The organism is Pseudochryseolinea flava (genome assembly GCF_003286915.1).
GTDB classification, from domain to species: domain Bacteria; phylum Bacteroidota; class Bacteroidia; order Cytophagales; family Cyclobacteriaceae; genus Ohtaekwangia; species Ohtaekwangia flava.
The window spans coordinates 39,892-58,686 of sequence record NZ_QMFY01000011.1 but is presented as its reverse complement, the minus strand read 5'-3'; the positions used below and the strand labels follow the sequence as shown (position 1 = coordinate 58,686).

General features: G+C 43.7%; 18 protein-coding genes and 4 tRNA genes. 17 read left to right on the top strand and 5 right to left on the bottom strand.

What is annotated here, in order from left to right; genetic code table 11:
- Positions 1–93: 93 nt before the first annotated feature.
- Positions 94–1,944, top strand: a complete 1,851-nt coding sequence (locus tag DQQ10_RS19315) for a glycogen/starch synthase (RefSeq protein ID WP_112748566.1) — start codon at positions 94–96, stop codon at positions 1,942–1,944.
- Here the strand turns inward: DQQ10_RS19315 and DQQ10_RS19310 are convergent.
- The gene (locus DQQ10_RS19310; RefSeq protein WP_112748565.1) at positions 1,922–2,503 is read right to left on the bottom strand and encodes a CAP domain-containing protein; all 582 of its coding nucleotides are present in this window, start codon (positions 2,501–2,503) and stop codon (positions 1,922–1,924) included. The genes DQQ10_RS19315 and DQQ10_RS19310 overlap by 23 nt on opposite strands.
- 135 nt (positions 2,504–2,638) lie before the next feature.
- Between DQQ10_RS19310 and icd the strand changes: the two genes are divergently transcribed.
- A complete protein-coding gene (gene icd, locus DQQ10_RS19305) occupies positions 2,639–3,865 on the top strand; it encodes an NADP-dependent isocitrate dehydrogenase (RefSeq protein ID WP_112748564.1) in 1,227 nt (408 codons plus the stop codon).
- Positions 3,866–4,070: 205 nt separating this feature from the next.
- Positions 4,071–4,799, top strand: coding sequence for an ELWxxDGT repeat protein (locus tag DQQ10_RS19300; protein WP_112748563.1), 729 nt, complete (start codon positions 4,071–4,073; stop codon positions 4,797–4,799).
- Between the two features lie 54 nt (positions 4,800–4,853).
- Here DQQ10_RS19300 and DQQ10_RS19295 read toward each other — a convergent pair whose 3' ends face one another.
- From DQQ10_RS19295 to pdhA, 4 genes are all read right to left on the bottom strand, one after another.
- Positions 4,854–5,153, bottom strand: coding sequence for a hypothetical protein (locus tag DQQ10_RS19295; protein WP_112748562.1), 300 nt, complete (start codon positions 5,151–5,153; stop codon positions 4,854–4,856).
- A gap of 247 nt (positions 5,154–5,400) precedes the next feature.
- Positions 5,401–5,868, bottom strand: coding sequence for a 6,7-dimethyl-8-ribityllumazine synthase (ribH, locus tag DQQ10_RS19290; protein WP_112748561.1), 468 nt, complete (start codon positions 5,866–5,868; stop codon positions 5,401–5,403).
- A 76-nt stretch (positions 5,869–5,944) separates the two neighbouring features.
- Positions 5,945–6,634: a tetratricopeptide repeat protein gene (locus tag DQQ10_RS19285; RefSeq protein WP_112748560.1), complete on the bottom strand. Its 690-nt coding sequence runs from the start codon at positions 6,632–6,634 to the stop codon at positions 5,945–5,947.
- 108 nt (positions 6,635–6,742) lie between these two features.
- Positions 6,743–7,786 (bottom strand): pyruvate dehydrogenase (acetyl-transferring) E1 component subunit alpha, encoded by a 1,044-nt coding sequence (gene pdhA / locus DQQ10_RS19280; RefSeq protein WP_112748559.1) that lies wholly within the window; start codon positions 7,784–7,786, stop codon positions 6,743–6,745.
- A 74-nt stretch (positions 7,787–7,860) separates the two neighbouring features.
- Between pdhA and recF the strand changes: the two genes are divergently transcribed.
- The 14 genes from recF (at position 7,861) to rpoB (ending at position 18,711) form a co-directional block, all read left to right on the top strand.
- Positions 7,861–8,964: a DNA replication/repair protein RecF gene (gene recF, locus DQQ10_RS19275; protein ID WP_112748558.1), complete on the top strand. Its 1,104-nt coding sequence runs from the start codon at positions 7,861–7,863 to the stop codon at positions 8,962–8,964.
- A gap of 11 nt (positions 8,965–8,975) precedes the next feature.
- Positions 8,976–9,278 (top strand): DUF721 domain-containing protein, encoded by a 303-nt coding sequence (locus DQQ10_RS19270; protein WP_112748557.1) that lies wholly within the window; start codon positions 8,976–8,978, stop codon positions 9,276–9,278.
- 131 nt (positions 9,279–9,409) lie between these two features.
- Positions 9,410–9,492, top strand: a tRNA-Tyr gene (locus tag DQQ10_RS19265).
- A 179-nt stretch (positions 9,493–9,671) separates the two neighbouring features.
- Positions 9,672–9,744, top strand: a tRNA-Gly gene (locus DQQ10_RS19260).
- Positions 9,745–9,902: 158 nt separating this feature from the next.
- Positions 9,903–9,974: transfer RNA gene (locus DQQ10_RS19255), tRNA-Thr, on the top strand.
- 209 nt (positions 9,975–10,183) lie between these two features.
- On the top strand, positions 10,184–11,371 hold the full coding sequence (tuf, locus tag DQQ10_RS19250) for an elongation factor Tu (protein WP_112748556.1): 1,188 nt from the start codon (positions 10,184–10,186) through the stop codon (positions 11,369–11,371).
- Between the two features lie 234 nt (positions 11,372–11,605).
- A tRNA-Trp gene (locus DQQ10_RS19245) sits at positions 11,606–11,678 on the top strand.
- Between the two features lie 117 nt (positions 11,679–11,795).
- Entirely contained in the window at positions 11,796–11,987 is a 192-nt protein-coding gene (secE, locus tag DQQ10_RS19240; RefSeq protein ID WP_112748555.1) for a preprotein translocase subunit SecE, read from the top strand.
- A gap of 11 nt (positions 11,988–11,998) precedes the next feature.
- Complete coding sequence (gene nusG, locus DQQ10_RS19235) at positions 11,999–12,556, top strand: transcription termination/antitermination protein NusG (protein ID WP_112748554.1); 558 nt, start codon at positions 11,999–12,001, stop codon at positions 12,554–12,556.
- A 6-nt stretch (positions 12,557–12,562) separates the two neighbouring features.
- Positions 12,563–13,009 (top strand): 50S ribosomal protein L11, encoded by a 447-nt coding sequence (gene rplK, locus DQQ10_RS19230; RefSeq protein ID WP_112748553.1) that lies wholly within the window; start codon positions 12,563–12,565, stop codon positions 13,007–13,009.
- A gap of 5 nt (positions 13,010–13,014) precedes the next feature.
- Positions 13,015–13,713, top strand: a complete 699-nt coding sequence (gene rplA / locus DQQ10_RS19225) for a 50S ribosomal protein L1 (protein WP_112748552.1) — start codon at positions 13,015–13,017, stop codon at positions 13,711–13,713.
- A gap of 11 nt (positions 13,714–13,724) precedes the next feature.
- Positions 13,725–14,261, top strand: a complete 537-nt coding sequence (rplJ, locus tag DQQ10_RS19220) for a 50S ribosomal protein L10 (RefSeq protein WP_112748551.1) — start codon at positions 13,725–13,727, stop codon at positions 14,259–14,261.
- Between the two features lie 33 nt (positions 14,262–14,294).
- The gene (gene rplL, locus DQQ10_RS19215; protein ID WP_112748550.1) at positions 14,295–14,672 is read left to right on the top strand and encodes a 50S ribosomal protein L7/L12; all 378 of its coding nucleotides are present in this window, start codon (positions 14,295–14,297) and stop codon (positions 14,670–14,672) included.
- 166 nt (positions 14,673–14,838) lie between these two features.
- Positions 14,839–18,711 carry a DNA-directed RNA polymerase subunit beta gene (gene rpoB / locus DQQ10_RS19210; RefSeq protein WP_449421208.1) on the top strand — a complete coding sequence of 1,291 codons (3,873 nt, stop codon included), beginning with the start codon at positions 14,839–14,841 and terminating at the stop codon, positions 18,709–18,711.
- Positions 18,712–18,795 lie beyond the last annotated feature (84 nt).

Below are 18,795 nucleotides of genomic sequence, written 5' to 3'. Positions count from 1 at the left end.
TTAATCCATAACCCGCTTAATACCTGAGTTGGAAATTTTGGCATTAGTTTGATAGCTTTATTTTTACCATTTCGGCCATTCTGACTTTTATTCATGTCAAAAAGATCAACAGCACAAACCAAAGCATTTCCTGCAGCTTGTACGGTAGAGGTAGCATGGGAAGTATGCAACCAAGTAGGGGGAATTTATACAGTGATTCGTTCGAAGGCGCCAGCAATGGTAGAACACGCCAAGGGACAGTTCTGTATGATTGGGCCGTACATCAATCGTAATATTCAAGCAGAGTTAGAAGTGCTAGAAGACTCGCAAGACATGTTTGGTCAAACGGCGGCAACGCTTCGTAAACGTGGTTACGATGTACATTACGCACAGTGGCTCATTACCGGTAAACCCAGAGTCGTACTTCTAAATCCTAATGCGATTGAAGACCAAGCGTTGAACGTGGTCAAATATCTTCTCTGGAAAAATCATGGCATCAACGTTCCTGACAACAATCCATTGGTGAATCAAGTCATTGCATTTGCTTATCTCACCAAGCTTTTTTTTGATGAACTCACGAAACACTTAGATGAAGGTCAGCATATTCTTGCACACTTTCACGAATGGATGGCGGGACTGCCGATCTTAGATTTGAAGCGCGACCAGATGCCTGTGAAAACAGTATTCACTACGCATGCAACACAACTGGGAAGACACCTGGCCATTAACTCACCGATGTTCTATGCGCATCTTCCATTTTTTAAATGGGAAGAGGAAGCTAAAAAATTTGGTATCGAGACAGAAGCAAAAATTGAATTCAAATGCGCGCAAACTGCCGACGTGCTTACCACGGTGAGCGAAGTAACGGCAAGAGAATGTAAGCACCTTCTGAAAAGGAAGCCAGAGCTGATATTGCCAAATGGTTTGAACATTGAACGGTTTGAAGCGCTGCACGATTTTCAGAATCTACACATTCAATACAAAGAGTCTATTCACAAATTTGTAATGGGCCACTTCTTTCAATCGTATTCATTTGATCTTGAGAAAACGCTATACTTTTTTACTTCTGGCAGGTACGAGTTTAAGAACAAAGGATTCGATCTTACCATCGATGCACTCAGTAAACTCAACCAAAAACTTAAGAAGGAAAAGTCAGATATCACCGTGGTGATGTTTTTTGTGACGAAGCGAGACTTCCATAACATCAGGCCAGAAACACTGCAGTCGAAGGCGATGATGCAAGAAATATTTGAGATGTGTAACGCGATTACACAACAAGTGGGTCGGAAATTGTTCTTTGCTAGTACAACGCGTCAGGATACACATTTGCCAGACCTCAATAATTTTGTAGATGAATATTGGAAGCTGCGTTTTAGAAGAACGATTCAATCGTGGAAGACCAATAAAAATCCGCATGTAGCCACACATAAATTAGTAGCCGAAGAAACCGATGAAGTACTCCTTGCCTTGCAGGAAAAAAACCTGATGAACTACCCTGATGATCCTGTCAAGATTGTATACCATCCTGATTTTATCAATGCGAGTAATCCACTGTTTGGCTTAGATTATAATCAGTTTGTGCGCGGATGTCATCTTGGAATTTTCCCGAGTTACTATGAGCCGTGGGGATACACGCCGCTCGAGTGTATGGCTAGCGCAGTGCCGTCTATCACCAGCGACCTATCAGGTTTTGGTGATTACATATTGCGAAATATTCCTGAGCACGACGAGTATGGTTTACACGTGATTGAGAGAGGTAAGCGCACCTTTGATTGGTCCTCTAACCAGTTGACCGATGTGATGTACAAATTTTTAGAACAGTCGCGCCGAGAACGCAGTATGCAACGGAACAATGTTGAGAAACACTCTGCGATTTTTGATTGGGAAAATTTGATCAAGCATTATGTGGAGGCTTATGATCTTGCGTTAGGCAGAGCGCCGATCAAGGGCACACCCCAGGTTTGACAGAATCTTCGGCTTCACCAAACCAAACGATACCATAGGATTTATACATCGCGATGCCGATGGCGTTCCATTTCACTTTTTGCCACATCCCGCTATTGATAATTAGCGGATTGTGACCGGGACTTTTTTTCCAACCGTCAAGGCCTTCTTGTGCATCGACGGCATCGGAGCTGAAATAGGCAATTTCATACCCAAGCGAAGTGTATCCGGCAATTTCTTCCGGTTTTTTCCACATGCAAGATGCTTCCTTATGATCGGCGGTATAGCAGCAAGGAGTCCATTTTCCTTTATTCGACCAGCTGTGGGGATTACACTGGTTTTTCTCTGGATCGAAGGTGTAATTCTCCATTAAGTCGCGTGCGTGTATTTGCGCAACTTTGGTAAGTTTATCGGATAGCGGGATAGGGGGTAGTTTTTTACTCTTCCGGTAGGCCATCATCATATCGTACAGCTTTTTTTCTTCGGCATTCAAGCATGTTTCTGGAGCCGCCATTCGTTTGTTTTCAGGCGAAAAAGCGGTAGAAAGGACCAGCAAGAGAAGGACTACGTAGATTTTCATAAGAAAGAAGTTATCAAAAAACGTTCCCAAAGAAAAATGTCTTCATTTCTGACTGTAATTTTTTAATTTTCCGCGCCCAAAAGGGACCCCTGTCATTCGCGGCAGGTTTTACTTAGAAATTTAAATATTGTAGCAATGAGCGATCAGAAAATCAGCATCAGTAACGGTAAACTGAATGTTCCAGATAACCCGACGATCCCTTTCATCGAAGGCGATGGTACCGGTGTGGATATTTGGCCAGCATCCAAATTAGTATTCGATAAGGCTGTTGAAAAGGCCTATAACGGAAAACGCAAGATTAACTGGAAAGAGACCCTGGCTGGTGAAAAAGCATTCAACCAGACTGGTAACTGGTTGCCTGAAGAAACGCTCAACGTTTTTAAAGAATATCTGGTAGGTATCAAAGGTCCATTGACGACACCTGTTGGTGGTGGTATTCGTTCCCTGAACGTTGCCCTCCGTCAAGAGCTTGACCTCTACGCTTGCGTTCGTCCAGTGCGTTGGTTTAAAGGTGTACCTTCTCCTGTAAAAGAGCCACATAAAACAGACATGACTATCTTCCGTGAAAACACTGAGGATATCTATGCTGGTATCGAGTTCCAGGAAGGCTCTGAAGAGAACAAAAAATTCTTGAAGCTTTTCGAAGAAAACTATCCTAAACTGTTCAAGAAAATTCGCTTCCCGCACTCTTCGGGTATCGGCATCAAGCCTGTATCAAAAGAAGGTACGGAAAGACTTGTTCGCTCAGCTATCAAATATGCGATCGAACAGAAGAAGCCAAGTGTTACATTGGTTCACAAAGGTAACATTATGAAATTTACTGAGGGTGGTTTCCGGGATTGGGGATATGCGTTGGCGAAAAGCGAGTTCGGTGCAAAAGACCTTGATGGTGGACCTTGGCAAGTAATTGAAAAAGACGGTCACAAAATCGTTATCAAAGACGCTATTGCTGATGCCTTCCTTCAACAGATTCTCCTCCGCCCAGATGAATACTCTGTGGTAGCAACACTCAACCTGAATGGTGATTATATCTCTGATGCACTTGCTGCAATCGTAGGTGGTATTGGTATCGCTCCAGGTGGTAACGTGAACTACGTAACAGGTCACGCAATCTTCGAAGCAACACACGGTACTGCGCCGAAATATGCTGGACAAGATAAAGTAAATCCAGGCTCAGTAATTCTTTCAGGCGTAATGATGCTTGAATATATGGGCTGGCAAGAAGCTGCTGACTTGATCATCAAAGGTCTTGAAGGCGCTATCTCTGCGAAACGCGTAACATATGACTTCCACCGCTTGATGGAAGGCGCTTCTTTGTTGAAGTGCTCTGAATTCGCGGAAGAAGTAGTGAAGAAAATGTAATTGTCTTTTAGGATAATTTGAAAAGGGGCGATCAAGCCCCTTTTTTTATTGGGGTACATTTAAGCCAATTCGTATATCACCCCAATCAAACGTTGCCAATAAATGACTCGTGAATGGCATTAGATTTTCGTCTATCACATTCGCAGAAGCCGGATGGTAATAGTGAGAATGTTCTTCTGCTTGCTTATACCTAAACCGCACAATCATGAGTCGCCTATCATTCTCCTTTATCCTTTTGGGTACATTTTTCTCGATAGTATCCCCCGCACAAACGTTTCAACACAGCTACAGTTCATTGGATAAGATCACTTCAACGGGTGGTTTTTTCTTCTTTGTATTAAACGACGACGTCCATGGTTTGGAGCTTTGGCGTAGCGACGGTTCGACAAACGGAACGATCCTTGTTAAAGACATCAATCCAGGAACGAGTTCATCTTCACCAAGCCACTTTATGCTGAGAGATTCGATCTTGTTGTTCATTGCGAATGACGGCAGGAATGGTGACGGTTTATGGCGATCGGATGGAACTTCTGAAGGGACATTCTTACTCAAAGATGTTTCGCCGCTATTCCATCTTTCTGTCGATAATAGTCCGCTATGGCGTATGGGCCGCGAATTCGCCCACGCGGAAGTGTCGTCGAACGCGGATATGAAAGTTTATTTCGGTGGCTATGATGTTAGCACAGGAATCGAGTTGTGGAAAACGGACGGGTCTCCTGAAGGCACTACGTTGGTGAAAGATATTACGCCCGGTGCCAGGTCGTCGGTCCCACAAAATTTTTCAACTTTTGGTGGTAAGGTGGTATTTTCAGTCTTCGGGCAAGAGAGTATAGAATTATGGATCACCGATGGATCTTCGGAAGGAACAAAAAAGATTTTCCCAACGCTTTTTGATCATTCATCAGCATCGCTTAGCAAATTTGCCATTGATTGATTTCATCTTTTTTTCTTATGGTGAACGCGACCCGGTTATGATGGACAGACCTGTTCACGTAGGTTTACGCATAAAATCAGTTACTGCGGCGGTATAGGCATTGGGTAATTTTAGTGCCTCGGCGCGTTGTTTATAGTACGCTTTCCTTTCAGGATCAGTGAGTATATGACGGGCCCAGGCGGACGCTTCTTTAAAGGTATGCCGTGTTTGTCGTTGAGCTTCGCTTTGGATTTTTTTAGTTTTTCGGGGCGCATGACTGACAAACGTCTTTCCACGCATTGTTCTAAAAACCATTTTGTTGCCAATTTTGCCATGCAATCCTTCGATGAAACATGCTGTTGAGACTGTTGCCATAACGGTAGTGGGTTACTTTTCAGTAACAAGTTTAGGATACCGTAAAGACAATGAGTGACACTAAGTATGGCGTTACCTAGGTCTAGGGAAGATAAATCCTTTCTCCACTCTGTGTCCACTCTCTCTCCACGCTCATTCCACGGGAGCTTTAATAAATAATAGGTTTGATCGCTGGCTTATGCGAAAGGGCGCTATTAATGGGTGCGAAGTAAAATTGATTGGTGCACGGTACCCGAGAAACCTTAAATTAGAAATTGAGCATGCCAATGGCTGTCAATGCAGCTTCTTCACCTTTGTTGCCATGTTTGCCCCCAGCTCTATCAAGCGCCTGTTGTTTATTTAAGGTGGTTAGTACACCGAAGATTACCGGCTTCTTTGTTTTAAGATTCACCTCGGTGATGCCATAGGCAACGGCTTGGCAGATATAGTCGAAGTGTGGTGTGTCGCCTTGAATAACGCATCCAAGACAAATGACAGCGTCTACTTTTTTATCCTCGGCTGCCCATAGCGCGCCCAGTGTAAGCTCGAAACTACCCGGCACATTTTTACGCACGATGTGTTCCTTTTTGAAGCCGTTGCTAAGCAAAGACTGAACAGCGCCATCGTATAGTGCGCCCGTGATTTCTTCATTCCAGTCTGCAACAACGATAGCGATTCGTTTCTTTTTGAGGCTTACGTTACTTTTTACTTTGCCAGATTTCAGAGGGCCTGCCATAGGATAAGTTCATTTTAAATTCAGAAAATAAAAAAGGGATAGTTTTGGCTATCCCTCTATAGTATGGTTCAGCAGATTAAGAATTGGTTTCTAATCTTGCTTTGTATTTGCGCGCATTTTGGTACTCTGGTGAGCCTACAAACTGCGTGATGATTTTATCGTACGCTTCTTTGGCTTTGTCGTTTTGACTAAGTTTTTCGTAAGCGAGCGCTTCTTTCATCAGGTATGCAGGTGAGAAGAATTTGTTAGGTTCGTGGTTAGCAGCTTTGCTGTAGAACTTAGCGGCATCTTCAAAAGCACCTTCTTCCATGTAAGTATCACCGATCAAGGCGTATGCACGTGCTTGTACGAGTACGTCGTTAGAGCTATATTTTTCTAGGTATGTGCGCGCTGATTTAAAATCACCTTGTTTCAAGAGACATGCGCCCGCATAGTAACTTGCCAAGTTTGCCGCATCCGTCATGCTGTAACGGTCAATAATGGCCTTAAAGCCGAGGTTGTTACCATCGCCTTCCAACGCATAAGTCAAGCTATCTTGTTCGAAATAGTAAACCGCCTGGAACATCAATTTTTGAGCTTCCAAGTTTTGATTTTTGGTGTAATACTTAAACCCGAAAAATCCAGCGACAGCCAGTACAACGACAGCGGCAATGCCTAATGAAATCTTTGGATTTCTTTCCAGCCAGTTTTCTGCGTCAACAAGCGTGTTTTTAAGTGCTTCGGGATTTTCGAGAAGCTCGTGCTTATGTTCTTCTTTCTTAGCCATGGTTCAAATAGGTAATCCCGCATAAACGGGAGGGCCGCAAAACTACAAATAAGATTATACTTAACAAATAACCCGGCAAGTGCTGCCGGGTTAAATCAAGATCGTGTTTTAGTCAACAATAAATGGATAGTCTGTTTGGACGTATACATCCGTTAGGGCCTCAGAAACATCCGGGAATTTAGACTCTTCGGCAAACTTCACGCTTTCATCGACTTGCTGAATGATCTTATTGTCGATGGCCTCCAAATCAGCTTCCGTCGCAAATTTTTTATCCAAAATTGTTTGACGAACTACTTCGATTGGATCGCGTTGCTTGTATTGTTCAACTTCTTCTTTTGTTCTGTATTTCTGTGGGTCAGACATGGAGTGTCCTTTGTAGCGATAAGTTCGGAACTCAAGCAAGGTCGGTCCTTCACCGGCGCGTGCTCTTTCCGCAGCTTTTGCTACGGCGATATGGACCGCTTCAGGCGTCATTGCATCAACAGGCTCCGATGGCATGTCATAGGCTTCACCAAGCGTGTACAGTTCATGAACGTTCGAAGTTCGCTGAACCGATGTACCCATAGCGTATCCGTTGTTTTCGATTACGAAAATCACAGGCAGTTTCCAAAGCATTGCTAAATTCAACGCCTCGTGGAATGCGCCTTGACGAACGGCACCATCACCCATGTAGGTCATGCAGACATTCCCCGTCTTATTATATTTCTCAGCGAAGGCAATACCAGCACCCATTGGCACTTGAGCGCCAACAATGCCGTGTCCACCCATGAAGTTATGTTCTTTATCAAAAATGTGCATTGAACCACCTTTACCTTTTGTGGTACCAGTCTCTTTGCCATAAAGTTCAGCCATGATGGCTTTCGGATCGGTGCCAAGCGCTAATGGATGTCCGTGGTCACGGTATGCTGTAATCCACTTGTCGCCTTTTCGAAGTGCACTTACTGCACCAGAAGCACATGCCTCTTGTCCTATATATAGGTGGCAGAATCCTTTAATCTTCTGCATACCATACAACTGCCCTGCCTTCTCTTCGAATTTGCGCATAAGCTGCATGCTCTCATACCAGTAAAGGTATGTCTCCTTTGAAAATTCAGTTTTCTCGGCCTTTTTTGCCGCCACTGGTTCGCTTTTACCTTTTGTAGTCGTAGGCATATCCCTATTTTTGATTCGAGTTGCGAAAATAACCCCCCAACGGTCATTAGCCAAACTTTCCGTGTATTTCCTGCATGTATCTCCAGAAACTTCAGCTGCTTAATTTTAAGAATTACGAGGAAATTGCCTTGGATTTCGCCAGTAAGGTCAATGTACTGGTGGGGCGCAATGGAAGCGGAAAAACCAATTTATTAGACGCCATCTATTACCTGTCTTTTACAAAAAGCGCGTTTGCGACTTCCGACCTCCATTGTGTTAGAAAAGGAGAGTCTTTTCTGATGGTAAAGGCTGCATTCAAAAAAAATAATACTGTTTTTGAAGTCAGCTCGGCCATCCAATCGGGACAAAAAAAAGTGTTCCGAGAGGGCGGGAATGAATATCAAAAGCTAAGCGATCATATTGGGCGGTTCCCGGTGATCATGATCGCACCCGACGACGTTGATATTATTAAAGAAGGGAGTGAAGCGCGACGTCGATTTTTTGATTCTGCGATTTCGCAGCTTGACAAAGAATACCTCAATCACCTGATTGTCTATAATAACGCGCTGAAACAGCGGAACAGTCTGCTGAAGATGTTTGCTGATAGCGGGCGCCCAGATTGGTTAGCTATAGAGTCTTATGATAGACTTTTAGTACAGCACGGTGAAGCCATCTATACACGTCGCAAGCGATTTTGCGACGAATACCTGCCAGTTTTTAGGAAGTACTTCAATTTTCTGGTGAACGAGGCAGAAACGTCGACGCTTGCATACGAATCCGGGGTTTTGACGAATGGCTTTCAGGAGCAATTGGTTCGGAATCGGCAGCGAGATCTGGTGATGCAGCGCACAAATTTTGGAGTGCACCGTGACGATTACATCTTTTCTCTTGGTGAAGGAGACCTTAAAAGACTAGGGTCACAAGGTCAGCAGAAGTCTTTTGTGATTGCACTTAAATTAGCACAATTCGAAATTTTAGAGCAACACAATCAATTTAAGCCCATACTTTTGCTAGACGATATCTTTGACAAATTAGACGATCAGCGGATAACGAAATTATTGGAGTTGATCAGATCAGACCTTGGACAGCTTTTCATTACGGATGCTCGTCCTGGCCGCACCAAAGACTTACTCGATGCGGTAGGGGTAGAGGCGACGGTGCTTTTCGTAGATGCGGGAAGAATATCAGTAGGACACTAATCAAGAATCTTATGGCGAAAAGGAAGCCGCGGGAAGAATTTCAGTCGGTTGGCAATGCACTTCGTGATTTGTTGAACAATTATAATCTCTCAACAAAATTTGATGAAGCAAGCTTAATTAATTCTTGGGAGAGAATTGCGGGTAAGCCCATTGCACGCAGAACAAAAAAAATCTACATCAGAAATAAAGTACTTTTTATAGAGTTCGATTCGCCTACGATGCGCCACGATTTCGGGTTACATCGGCAGTTGGTGCTTGATATGATCCAAAAAGAATTTGGAAAAGGTATTATTACAGAGATTGTGGCGATGTAATGCAGGATATTTTAGGAAAATCTGCAGATAAGTTTTGAAAAAGTGGAAAAGCGTATAATTTTGCACACTCTTTTAGAAAACGCCCCGAGCAAAGGGGCTTTTTAATCGTTCTTCGAAGAGATTGATAAGTTGGGGGAATACCAAAGCGGCCAACTGGGACAGACTGTAAATCTGTTGTCTTATGACTTCATAGGTTCGAATCCTATTTCCCCCACAATTTAAGAGTTGAAAGTTTAAAGTTAAAAGTTGAAAGACTGGACTTTAGACTTTTTGATTTTTAGACGACAGAATACTCTGTCTGTTCTTTAAAATATTGTTGGAATTAGTGATTGACGATAAGTCAATCAAGAAGTGAGGGGAAGAAACTTTCAACCTTCAACTTTAAACTTTAATGCGGGAGTAGCTCAGTTGGTAGAGCGATAGCCTTCCAAGCTATAGGTCGCGGGTTCGAGCCTCGTCTCCCGCTCTTTGAAAGAGCCGTTGTCCTCTGTTGATCAGGATTACATCACGATTAACGATTAACGGATAACGATTAACGGCGATTAAGCTGTTGTAGCTCAGTGGTAGAGCATGGCGCGTGGCGCGCCAAGGTTGAGCGTTCAACAGTGAAGATTAAGATATTAAGCTGTTGTAGCTCAGTGGTAGAGCACTTCCTTGGTAAGGAAGAGGTCGAGAGTTCAATCCTCTTCAACAGCTCTCCAAAAAGTAATTCGATACGAATTGTTTGACAAAGCAGGCCGGGACCTAGCAAATCTCAGCAGTCAACAATCTAAAATCTTAAGCAGAAACCCTATTCGAAAGGCTTAAAATGTTCAGGGTGTTGATTCAACAGTAGGTTGGATCTTGAATTAGAAAAACTATTTCATTAACACTATAATTTTAAACTTTAACAGGGATTTTCAAATATGGCTAAAGAACAATTCGACCGCTCGAAACCACACGTAAACATAGGTACCATCGGTCACGTTGACCACGGTAAAACTACCCTTACAGCTGCGATCACAAAAGTACTTGCAACTAAAGGTCTTGCTGCAATGCGTGACTTCTCTTCTATCGACAACGCTCCAGAAGAAAAAGAACGGGGTATCACAATCAACACATCACACGTTGAGTACGCTACAGCTAACCGTCACTATGCTCACGTAGACTGTCCAGGTCACGCTGACTATGTGAAGAACATGGTTACAGGTGCTGCTCAGATGGACGGTGCGATCCTCGTAGTTGCTGCTACCGACGGTCCAATGCCACAAACACGCGAACACATCCTTCTTGCACGTCAGGTAGGTGTACCTGCGCTTGTAGTATTCATGAACAAAGTAGACTTGGTAGATGACACAGAATTGTTAGACCTTGTTGAAATGGAAGTTCGTGAATTGATGTCAGCATATAACTTCCCTGGCGACACAATGCCTGTGATCAGAGGTTCTGCTCTTGGTGCATTGAACGGCGAGCCAAAATGGGTTGCTAAAGTTGAAGAACTTATGGAAGCAGTTGATAACTTCATTCCAATTCCAGTTCGTCTTGTAGACAAAGATTTCTTGATGCCTGTTGAAGACGTGTTCTCAATCACTGGTCGCGGTACTGTAGCAACTGGTCGTATCGAACGCGGTGTTATCAAAACTGGTGATCCAGTTCAAATCCTCGGTATGGGTGCTGAGAACCTTTCATCTACCATCACTGGTGTTGAGATGTTCCGTAAGATCCTTGACAGAGGTGAAGCTGGTGACAACGTAGGTCTTCTCCTCCGCGGTGTTGAAAAAGAGCAAATCAAGCGTGGTATGGTTATCTGTAAACCAGGTTCAGTAACACCACACGCTAAATTCAAAGCTGAGGTTTACGTATTGTCTAAAGAAGAAGGTGGTCGTCACACACCATTCTTCAACAAATACCGTCCACAATTCTATTTCCGTACAACAGACGTAACAGGAGAGATCATGTTGCCTGCAGGTGTAGAAATGGTTATGCCTGGCGATAACATCTCGATCGAAGTTACATTGATCAACAAGATCGCAATGGAAAAAGGTCTTCGTTTCGCGATCCGCGAAGGTGGCCGCACTGTAGGATCAGGTCAGGTTACTGAAATCCTCGATTAATTCGTTGATAATCAATAAAAAGCGTTTCTGGGAGAAATTTTCAGGAACGCTTTTATTTTGTTTGGTATTCTTATACCTTTGCAGTCCGTTTTTTGGGGTGCGTGTAGGTGTGTGGTCAGGCTGATAAGGACGGAAAAAACAAAGAAATAAAAGGGTGTAGCTCATTCCGATAGCGATCGGGAGGTAGAGTGCTGGTGACAGTGACTTAACTTAAGGTGAATCCGAATCATATTTACGGGTGTAGCTCAATTGGTAGAGTAGCGGTCTCCAAAACCGTTGGCTGGGAGTTCGAGTCTCTCCACCCGTGCAAAATCTATACAGGGCGACCTGGATAGAAATACTAAATAGAAACAAGCACGGATGCTTGTGACTTTAGTAGCAAGAAACTTCAGGCTGATCCTGAACCATACAAAGACTAAGATCAATGGAAAAAGTTAAAACCTATCTGGCAGAATCCTGGGACGAAATCACCAATAAGGTGACTTGGTCCAAGTACAGTGAACTTCAAGGCAGTGCCGTGTTGGTAATGGTGGCGACATCAATTTTTGCCGCTGTAATCTTTGCAGTAGACTGGGTTTTCAGAACCGGTCTTGAATGGTTTTATAGATCAGTTTAAGGAGGGATACTATGGGCGAGCTGAAATGGTATGTACTCAGGGTCGTAAGTGGCCAGGAAAAGAAGGTTAAATCCTACCTGGAGACTGAGATCGAACGCTCAAAACTCGTGGATTTCATTCCGCAAGTATTGATCCCTTCAGAAAAAGTATACGAAATGAGGAACGGCAAGAAGCGAGTTCGTGAGCGGAACTTCTTCCCAGGTTACGTCCTCATCTCTGCAGATCTCTCGAACGGAGAAGCCTTTCACGCCGTGAATAGTATTCCAGGCGTAATCGGATTTCTCAGTACCAACGGCACCGGGGCTTCCAAGGATCCCGTACCTCTTCGTCAATCAGAGGTTAACAGGATTCTCGGTAAAGTTGATGAGATTGACGAACTCGAGGAAAAGCTCGAGACACCATTTATCAAAGGTGAGTCCGTGAAAGTAATGGATGGTCCATTCAGCGGATTTACGGGAACAGTTGAGGAGATTTTTGAAGACAAGAAGAAGCTCAATGTAATGGTGAAAATTTTTGGCCGGAATACTCCGGTAGAGTTGAGTTATATGCAGGTAGAAAAGCTAGACTAAGATAACATGGCAAAGGAAATCGTAGGCTATCTGAAATTACAGGTAAAAGGCGGAGCAGCAAATCCGGCACCTCCAATTGGTCCTGCATTGGGTTCAAAAGGTCTAAACATCATGGACTTTTGTAAGCAATTCAATGCACGTACTCAGGACAAGCCGGGACAAGTGCTTCCAGTGTTGATTAGTATTTATAACGACAAGTCTTTTGACTTCGTTATCAAGACACCACCAGCCGCAATCCTGATTTTAGATGCCGCTAAAAAACAAAAAGGTTCAGCAGAACCAAACCGTACAAAGGTAGGCTCAATCACTTGGGACCAAGTGAAAACTATTGCAGAAACCAAAATGCCGGATCTCAATGCATTCAAAATTGAATCTGCAATGAAGATGGTAGCAGGTACTGCAAGAAGCTTAGGTATTACAGTATCAGGAACCCCTCCTTGGGATAAAAACTAAAAGCGATGGCGAAAATTTCTAAAAACAGAAAAGCAGTCCTTGCTAAATACAATCCAGAGAAGGAATACTCTTTGGAAGATGCATCAAAACTTTTGCAAGAAATCACTTTCACAAAGTTCGATGCTTCTGTAGATCTTGATATCCGTTTAGGTGTTGACCCTAAGAAATCAGATCAAATGGTAAGGGGTGTAGTATCATTACCACATGGTATTGGTAAAACAGTTCGTGTACTTGTTCTTTGTACACCTGATAAAGTTCAGGAAGCAAAAGATGCGGGTGCCGATCACGTAGGTCTTGATGATTATATCACAAAGATCGAAGGTGGATGGACAGATATCGATGTGATCATCTGTACACCTACAGTAATGGCAAAAGTAGGTAAGCTTGGAAAGGTACTCGGACCTCGCGGACTTATGCCAAATCCTAAATCAGGAACTGTTACGCTAGAAGTCGGAAAAGCGGTGAAAGAAGTAAAAGCCGGTAAAATCGACTTCAAAATTGATAAACAAGGGACCATTCACGTCAGCATTGGTAGAGCTTCCTTCTCGGCCGATAAAATCCGGGACAATGCTGTGGAAATGATCAACGTTGTTGCCAAGCTAAAACCTGCTTCTGCGAAGGGAGAATACTTTAGAAGTATTAGTATCTCTACGACCATGAGCCCGGGGATAGCGGTTGACAAAAATTCGATTGCTGGCATTTAAGAATTAAAGACATGACCAGAGAAGAAAAAGCACAGATCATTGAAGAGCTTTCAGAAAAGTTTGCCAACAATGCGCACTTCTATATTACTGATGCAACAGGTTTTACTGTAGCGCAAGTAAATAATTTTAGAAGACTTTGCTTCAAGAGCGGTATCGAATACAAAGTGTACAAAAACACTTTGATCCGTAAGGCCCTCGAAAAGCAAGAAGGCACAGATTATTCGCCTTTGTTTAAAGCATTACATGGTTTCTCGGGAGTAATGTTCTCCAAAGAAGTCGGTAATCTCCCAGCGAAGGTGATTAAAGAGTTTCGTATTAAACTCGATGGTAAACCCGTTCTTAAGGCGGCTTCTATCAACTCAGACCTCTTTGTAGGGGATGAGAACCTCAATATGCTGAGTGAGCTTAAATCTAAGAATGAGCTCATCGGCGACGTTATTGCATTGCTTCAGTCTCCTGCTAAGAACCTTATTTCTGCGCTTACAAGCAGCAGCAATAACAAGGTAGCTGGATTGGTGAAAGCGTTGGAAGAACGTGCATCTAAATAATTATTAACAAAGAACTTATTAAATTTTACGACAATGGCTGATATTAAAGCACTCGGAGATCAACTCGTTGAACTCACTGTTAAAGAAGTAACTGAACTTGCTGCATACCTTAAGGATACTTATGGTATTGAGCCTGCTGCTGCTGCGGTTGTAGCTGGTCCTGCTGCTGGTGGTGGTGGTGCTGCTGCTGCTGCTGAGAAGACTAACTTCGATGTAGTATTGAAGTCTGCTGGCGCTAACAAGCTTCAAATCGTTAAATTGGTTAAAGAACTTACAGGTCTTGGCTTGAAAGAAGCTAAAGACGTAGTTGATGGTGCTCCTAAGACTATCAAAGAAGGTTTACCTAAGGACGAAGCTGAGAACTTGAAGAAACAACTCGTTGAGGCTGGTGCCGAAGTTGAGTTGAAGTAATGCTTCTAAAGACGAAGGGTACTCGTCTAACAGCTTCGGTTAGACCCCGTTTTTCTACCCCGGCACAGTCCGGAAGAGACGGGGTCTATTCCTATTTGTGCCCAAACTAGTATTTAATTCTCTTAATGTTCTCCGTCCAGGATCAAGAACTTAAATGTTAAACACCTTGGCAAAGAAAAACATAAACGGTAGAATCGACTTCTCTTCAATTGAGAAAGTCCTTGACTATCCAGATTTTCTGGACCTCCAACTCCAGTCTTTCAAAGATTTCCTTCAGATAGAGACACCTGCCGAAAAAAGACAGAACGAAGGTCTCTACAAGGTTTTTGCTGAAAACTTCCCAATCAGCGACTCGCGCGAAAACTTCGTGCTTGAGTTTGTTGACTACACTATCGATCCGCCAAAATATGACGTCGATGAGTGTATCGACCGCGGATTAACTTTCTCCGTACCGTTAAAGGCCAAGTTGAGATTGACCTGTAACGACGAGGACAACGAAGACTTTGAAACGATCGAACAAGAAGTATTCCTCGGGAATATTCCTTATATGACCGAGAAAGGTTCTTTCGTGATCAACGGTGCTGAACGCGTTATCGTGTCACAGCTTCACCGTTCACCGGGCGTGTTCTTCGCCATGAGCAAACATACGAACGGTACTAAATTGTACTCGGCGCGTATTATTCCCTTCAAAGGATCATGGATTGAATTCGCTACCGATGTTAACGCTGTAATGTATGCGTACATCGATCGTAAAAAGAAATTCCCTGTAACGACATTGCTCCGTGCAATCGGTTATGGTTCAGATAAAGACATCCTTGACCTCTTCGGCTTGTCTGAAGAAGTAGAGGCAAATAAAAACACACTTAAGAAAATCGTCGGCCGCAAACTCGCAGCAAGGGTTCTCAAGACCTGGACTGAAGACTTCGTGGACGAGGATACTGGTGAAGTTGTGTCCATCGATCGTAACGAAGTGTTACTCGAGCGTGACCACACCATCAGCGCAGAAGACGTTGACGTAATCCTGGATTCAGGTGTGAAGTCAATTATCCTGCACCGCGATGATATCAACATCACGGATTACAACATTATCTTCAATACACTCGCGAAAGATACTTCCAACTCTGAAAAAGAAGCGGTTGAGTACATCTATCGTCAGTTGAGAAACACCGAAGCGCCAGATGAACAAACTGCTCGCGATATTATCCAGAGCTTGTTCTTCAGTGAAAAGCGCTACGACCTCGGTGAAGTAGGACGCTATAGAATCAACAAGAAGCTTGGTCTTGACATCAGCTCTGATCAGCGTGTATTAACGAAAGAGGATATTATCCTTATCGTGAAATACCTCATTGGTCTGATCAACTCTAAAGCACTTATCGACGATATCGATCACTTGAGTAACCGTCGTGTAAGAACAGTAGGTGAACAGCTTTACTCTCAATTCGGCGTTGGTCTTGCACGTATGGCAAGAACAATCAAAGAAAGAATGAATGTTCGCGACAATGAAGACTTCAAGCCTGTGGACTTGATCAATGCGCGTACGCTTTCGTCGGTAATTAACTCCTTCTTTGGAACAAACCAGTTGTCTCAGTTCATGGATCAAACCAATCCATTGGCAGAGATCACGCACAAGCGGAGAATGTCGGCACTCGGTCCTGGTGGTCTCTCGCGCGAGCGCGCAGGGTTCGAGGTTCGAGATGTACACTATACGCACTACGGTCGTCTGTGTACCATTGAGACGCCAGAGGGTCCGAACATCGGTTTGATCTCGTCGCTTTGCGTTCATGCAAAAGTGAACAAGATGGGCTTCATTGAAACACCTTACCGTAAAGTTGAAAACGGTAAAGTAAAAGTGAAAGATCCTGTTGTGTTCTTAACAGCAGAGGAAGAAGATACCAACTATATCGCGCAGGCGAAAATGCCATTGAAGAATGGTGGCGAGTTTGTCGATGAGAAGATCAAAGCTCGTTTCGAAGGTGACTTCCCTGTGGTTGAACCAAAAGATCTCAAGTACATGGATATTGCGCCTAACCAAATCGTTTCGGTTGCGGCTTCGATGATTCCATTCCTTGAGCACGACGATGCTAACCGTGCGTTGATGGGTTCGAACATGCAACGTCAAGCAGTACCGTTGATGAGACCAGAAGCGCCTGTAGTAGGAACTGGTCTTGAAGGACGTGTTGCACTTGATTCAAGAGCACTTATCCTTGCAGAAGGAACAGGTGTCGTAGAATTTGTAGATGCGAAGAAAATCGTTATCAAGTACGAAGTCACTGAAGAGCAGCAACTCGTATCATTCGATGATGAATTCAAAACATACACCCTGATTAAGTTCAGAAGAACTAACCAGGATACCTGTATCAACCTCACGCCACTTGTAAGAAAAGGTCAGAAGGTTGAAAAAGGACAACCACTGTGTCAAGGTTACGCTACCGCAAATGGTGAGCTCGCCCTTGGAAGAAACCTTCTTGTGGCATACATGCCATGGCAAGGTTACAACTTCGAGGATGCGATCGTAATCTCTGAGAAAGTTGTTCGTGATGACGTTTACACTTCAATCCACATTGAAGAATTCGAACTTGAAGTTCGTGATACAAAACGTGGTGAAGAAGAATTGACATCAGAAATTCCTAACGTAAGCGAAGAAGCGGTGAAACATCTCGATGAGAATGGTATCATCCGTACGGGAGCAGAAGTTAGAGAAGGCGATATCTTGATCGGTAAGATCACACCTAAAGGAGAAACCGATCCTACGCCAGAAGAGAAACTTCTTCGTGCGATCTTCGGTGACAAAGCAGGTGATGTTAAAGATGCATCCCTCAAGGCACCTCCATCATTGAAAGGTGTTGTTATCGATACAAAACTCTTCTCAAGACCTAAGCGCGACAAAGATGTACGCACGAAGTCTAAGAAAGAACTCGACGCATTGAAGAACAAGTACAGCAAGCAGCTTACTGAACTTCGCGAAGAGATCATCAAGAAACTGACTACACTCCTGAATGGTAAATCCAGCAACGGTGTGAAGCACAAGTTTGGTGATGAGTTAGTAAGCAAAGGCGTGAAGTTCTCTCAGAAGGTAATTGACAACAATCTCTTCCCTGATAAGAACATTTACCGCGATGAAAGCAATTACAACGTTCCTGAAGAAGTGAACTTGATTGCCGACATTAGCTTAGAAAACTGGACAAGCGATGATCATACGAATGAGCTTATCGCGCAGTTGGTGAAGAATTATACAATTAAGCGCAATACTTACGCTGGTGAATTCAAGCGTGAACGTTTCACCCTCGAAGTAGGGGATGAACTTCCAACAGGTATTGTACAGCTTGCTAAAGTTTACATTGCGAAGAAGCGTAAACTGAAAGTAGGGGATAAGATGGCGGGTCGCCACGGTAACAAGGGTGTGGTAGCAAGAATCGTTCGCGATGAAGACATGCCATTCCTTGAAGACGGAACACCAGTAGACATCTGTCTCAACCCGCTTGGTGTACCTTCACGTATGAACTTGGGTCAAATCTACGAAACTGTACTTGCATGGGCAGGTTTGAAATTAGGTCGCAAATATGCAACACCAATTTTCGACGGTGCTACCATTGATGAAGTGCAAGGTGAATTGAAAGAAGCAGGTCTTCCGCCATACGGTCGTACATACTTGTACGATGGTTTGACTGGAGATAAGTTCGATCAACCTGTAACTGTAGGTGTGGCGTATATGCTGAAACTTGGTCACCTTGTAGACGATAAGATGCACGCACGTTCTATCGGACCTTACTCGCTTATCACACAGCAACCGCTTGGTGGTAAAGCACAGTTCGGTGGTCAGCGTTTCGGAGAGATGGAGGTTTGGGCGATTGAGGCATTCGGTGCTTCGAACATCCTACAAGAAATCCTCACGATTAAGTCTGATGACGTGATCGGTCGTGCGAAAGCATACGAAGCGATTGTTAAAGGTGAGAACATGCGCAGGCCAAATATTCCAGAGTCGTTCAACGTATTGGTGCACGAACTCAGAGGCTTGGCGCTTGAGATCACCATGGATTAAGAAGTAGTTCACGGTTCACGGTTGACCGTTCACAGTCAACCGCGAACCTTAAACAATAACTGTGAACTGTTTAACTGAAAACTA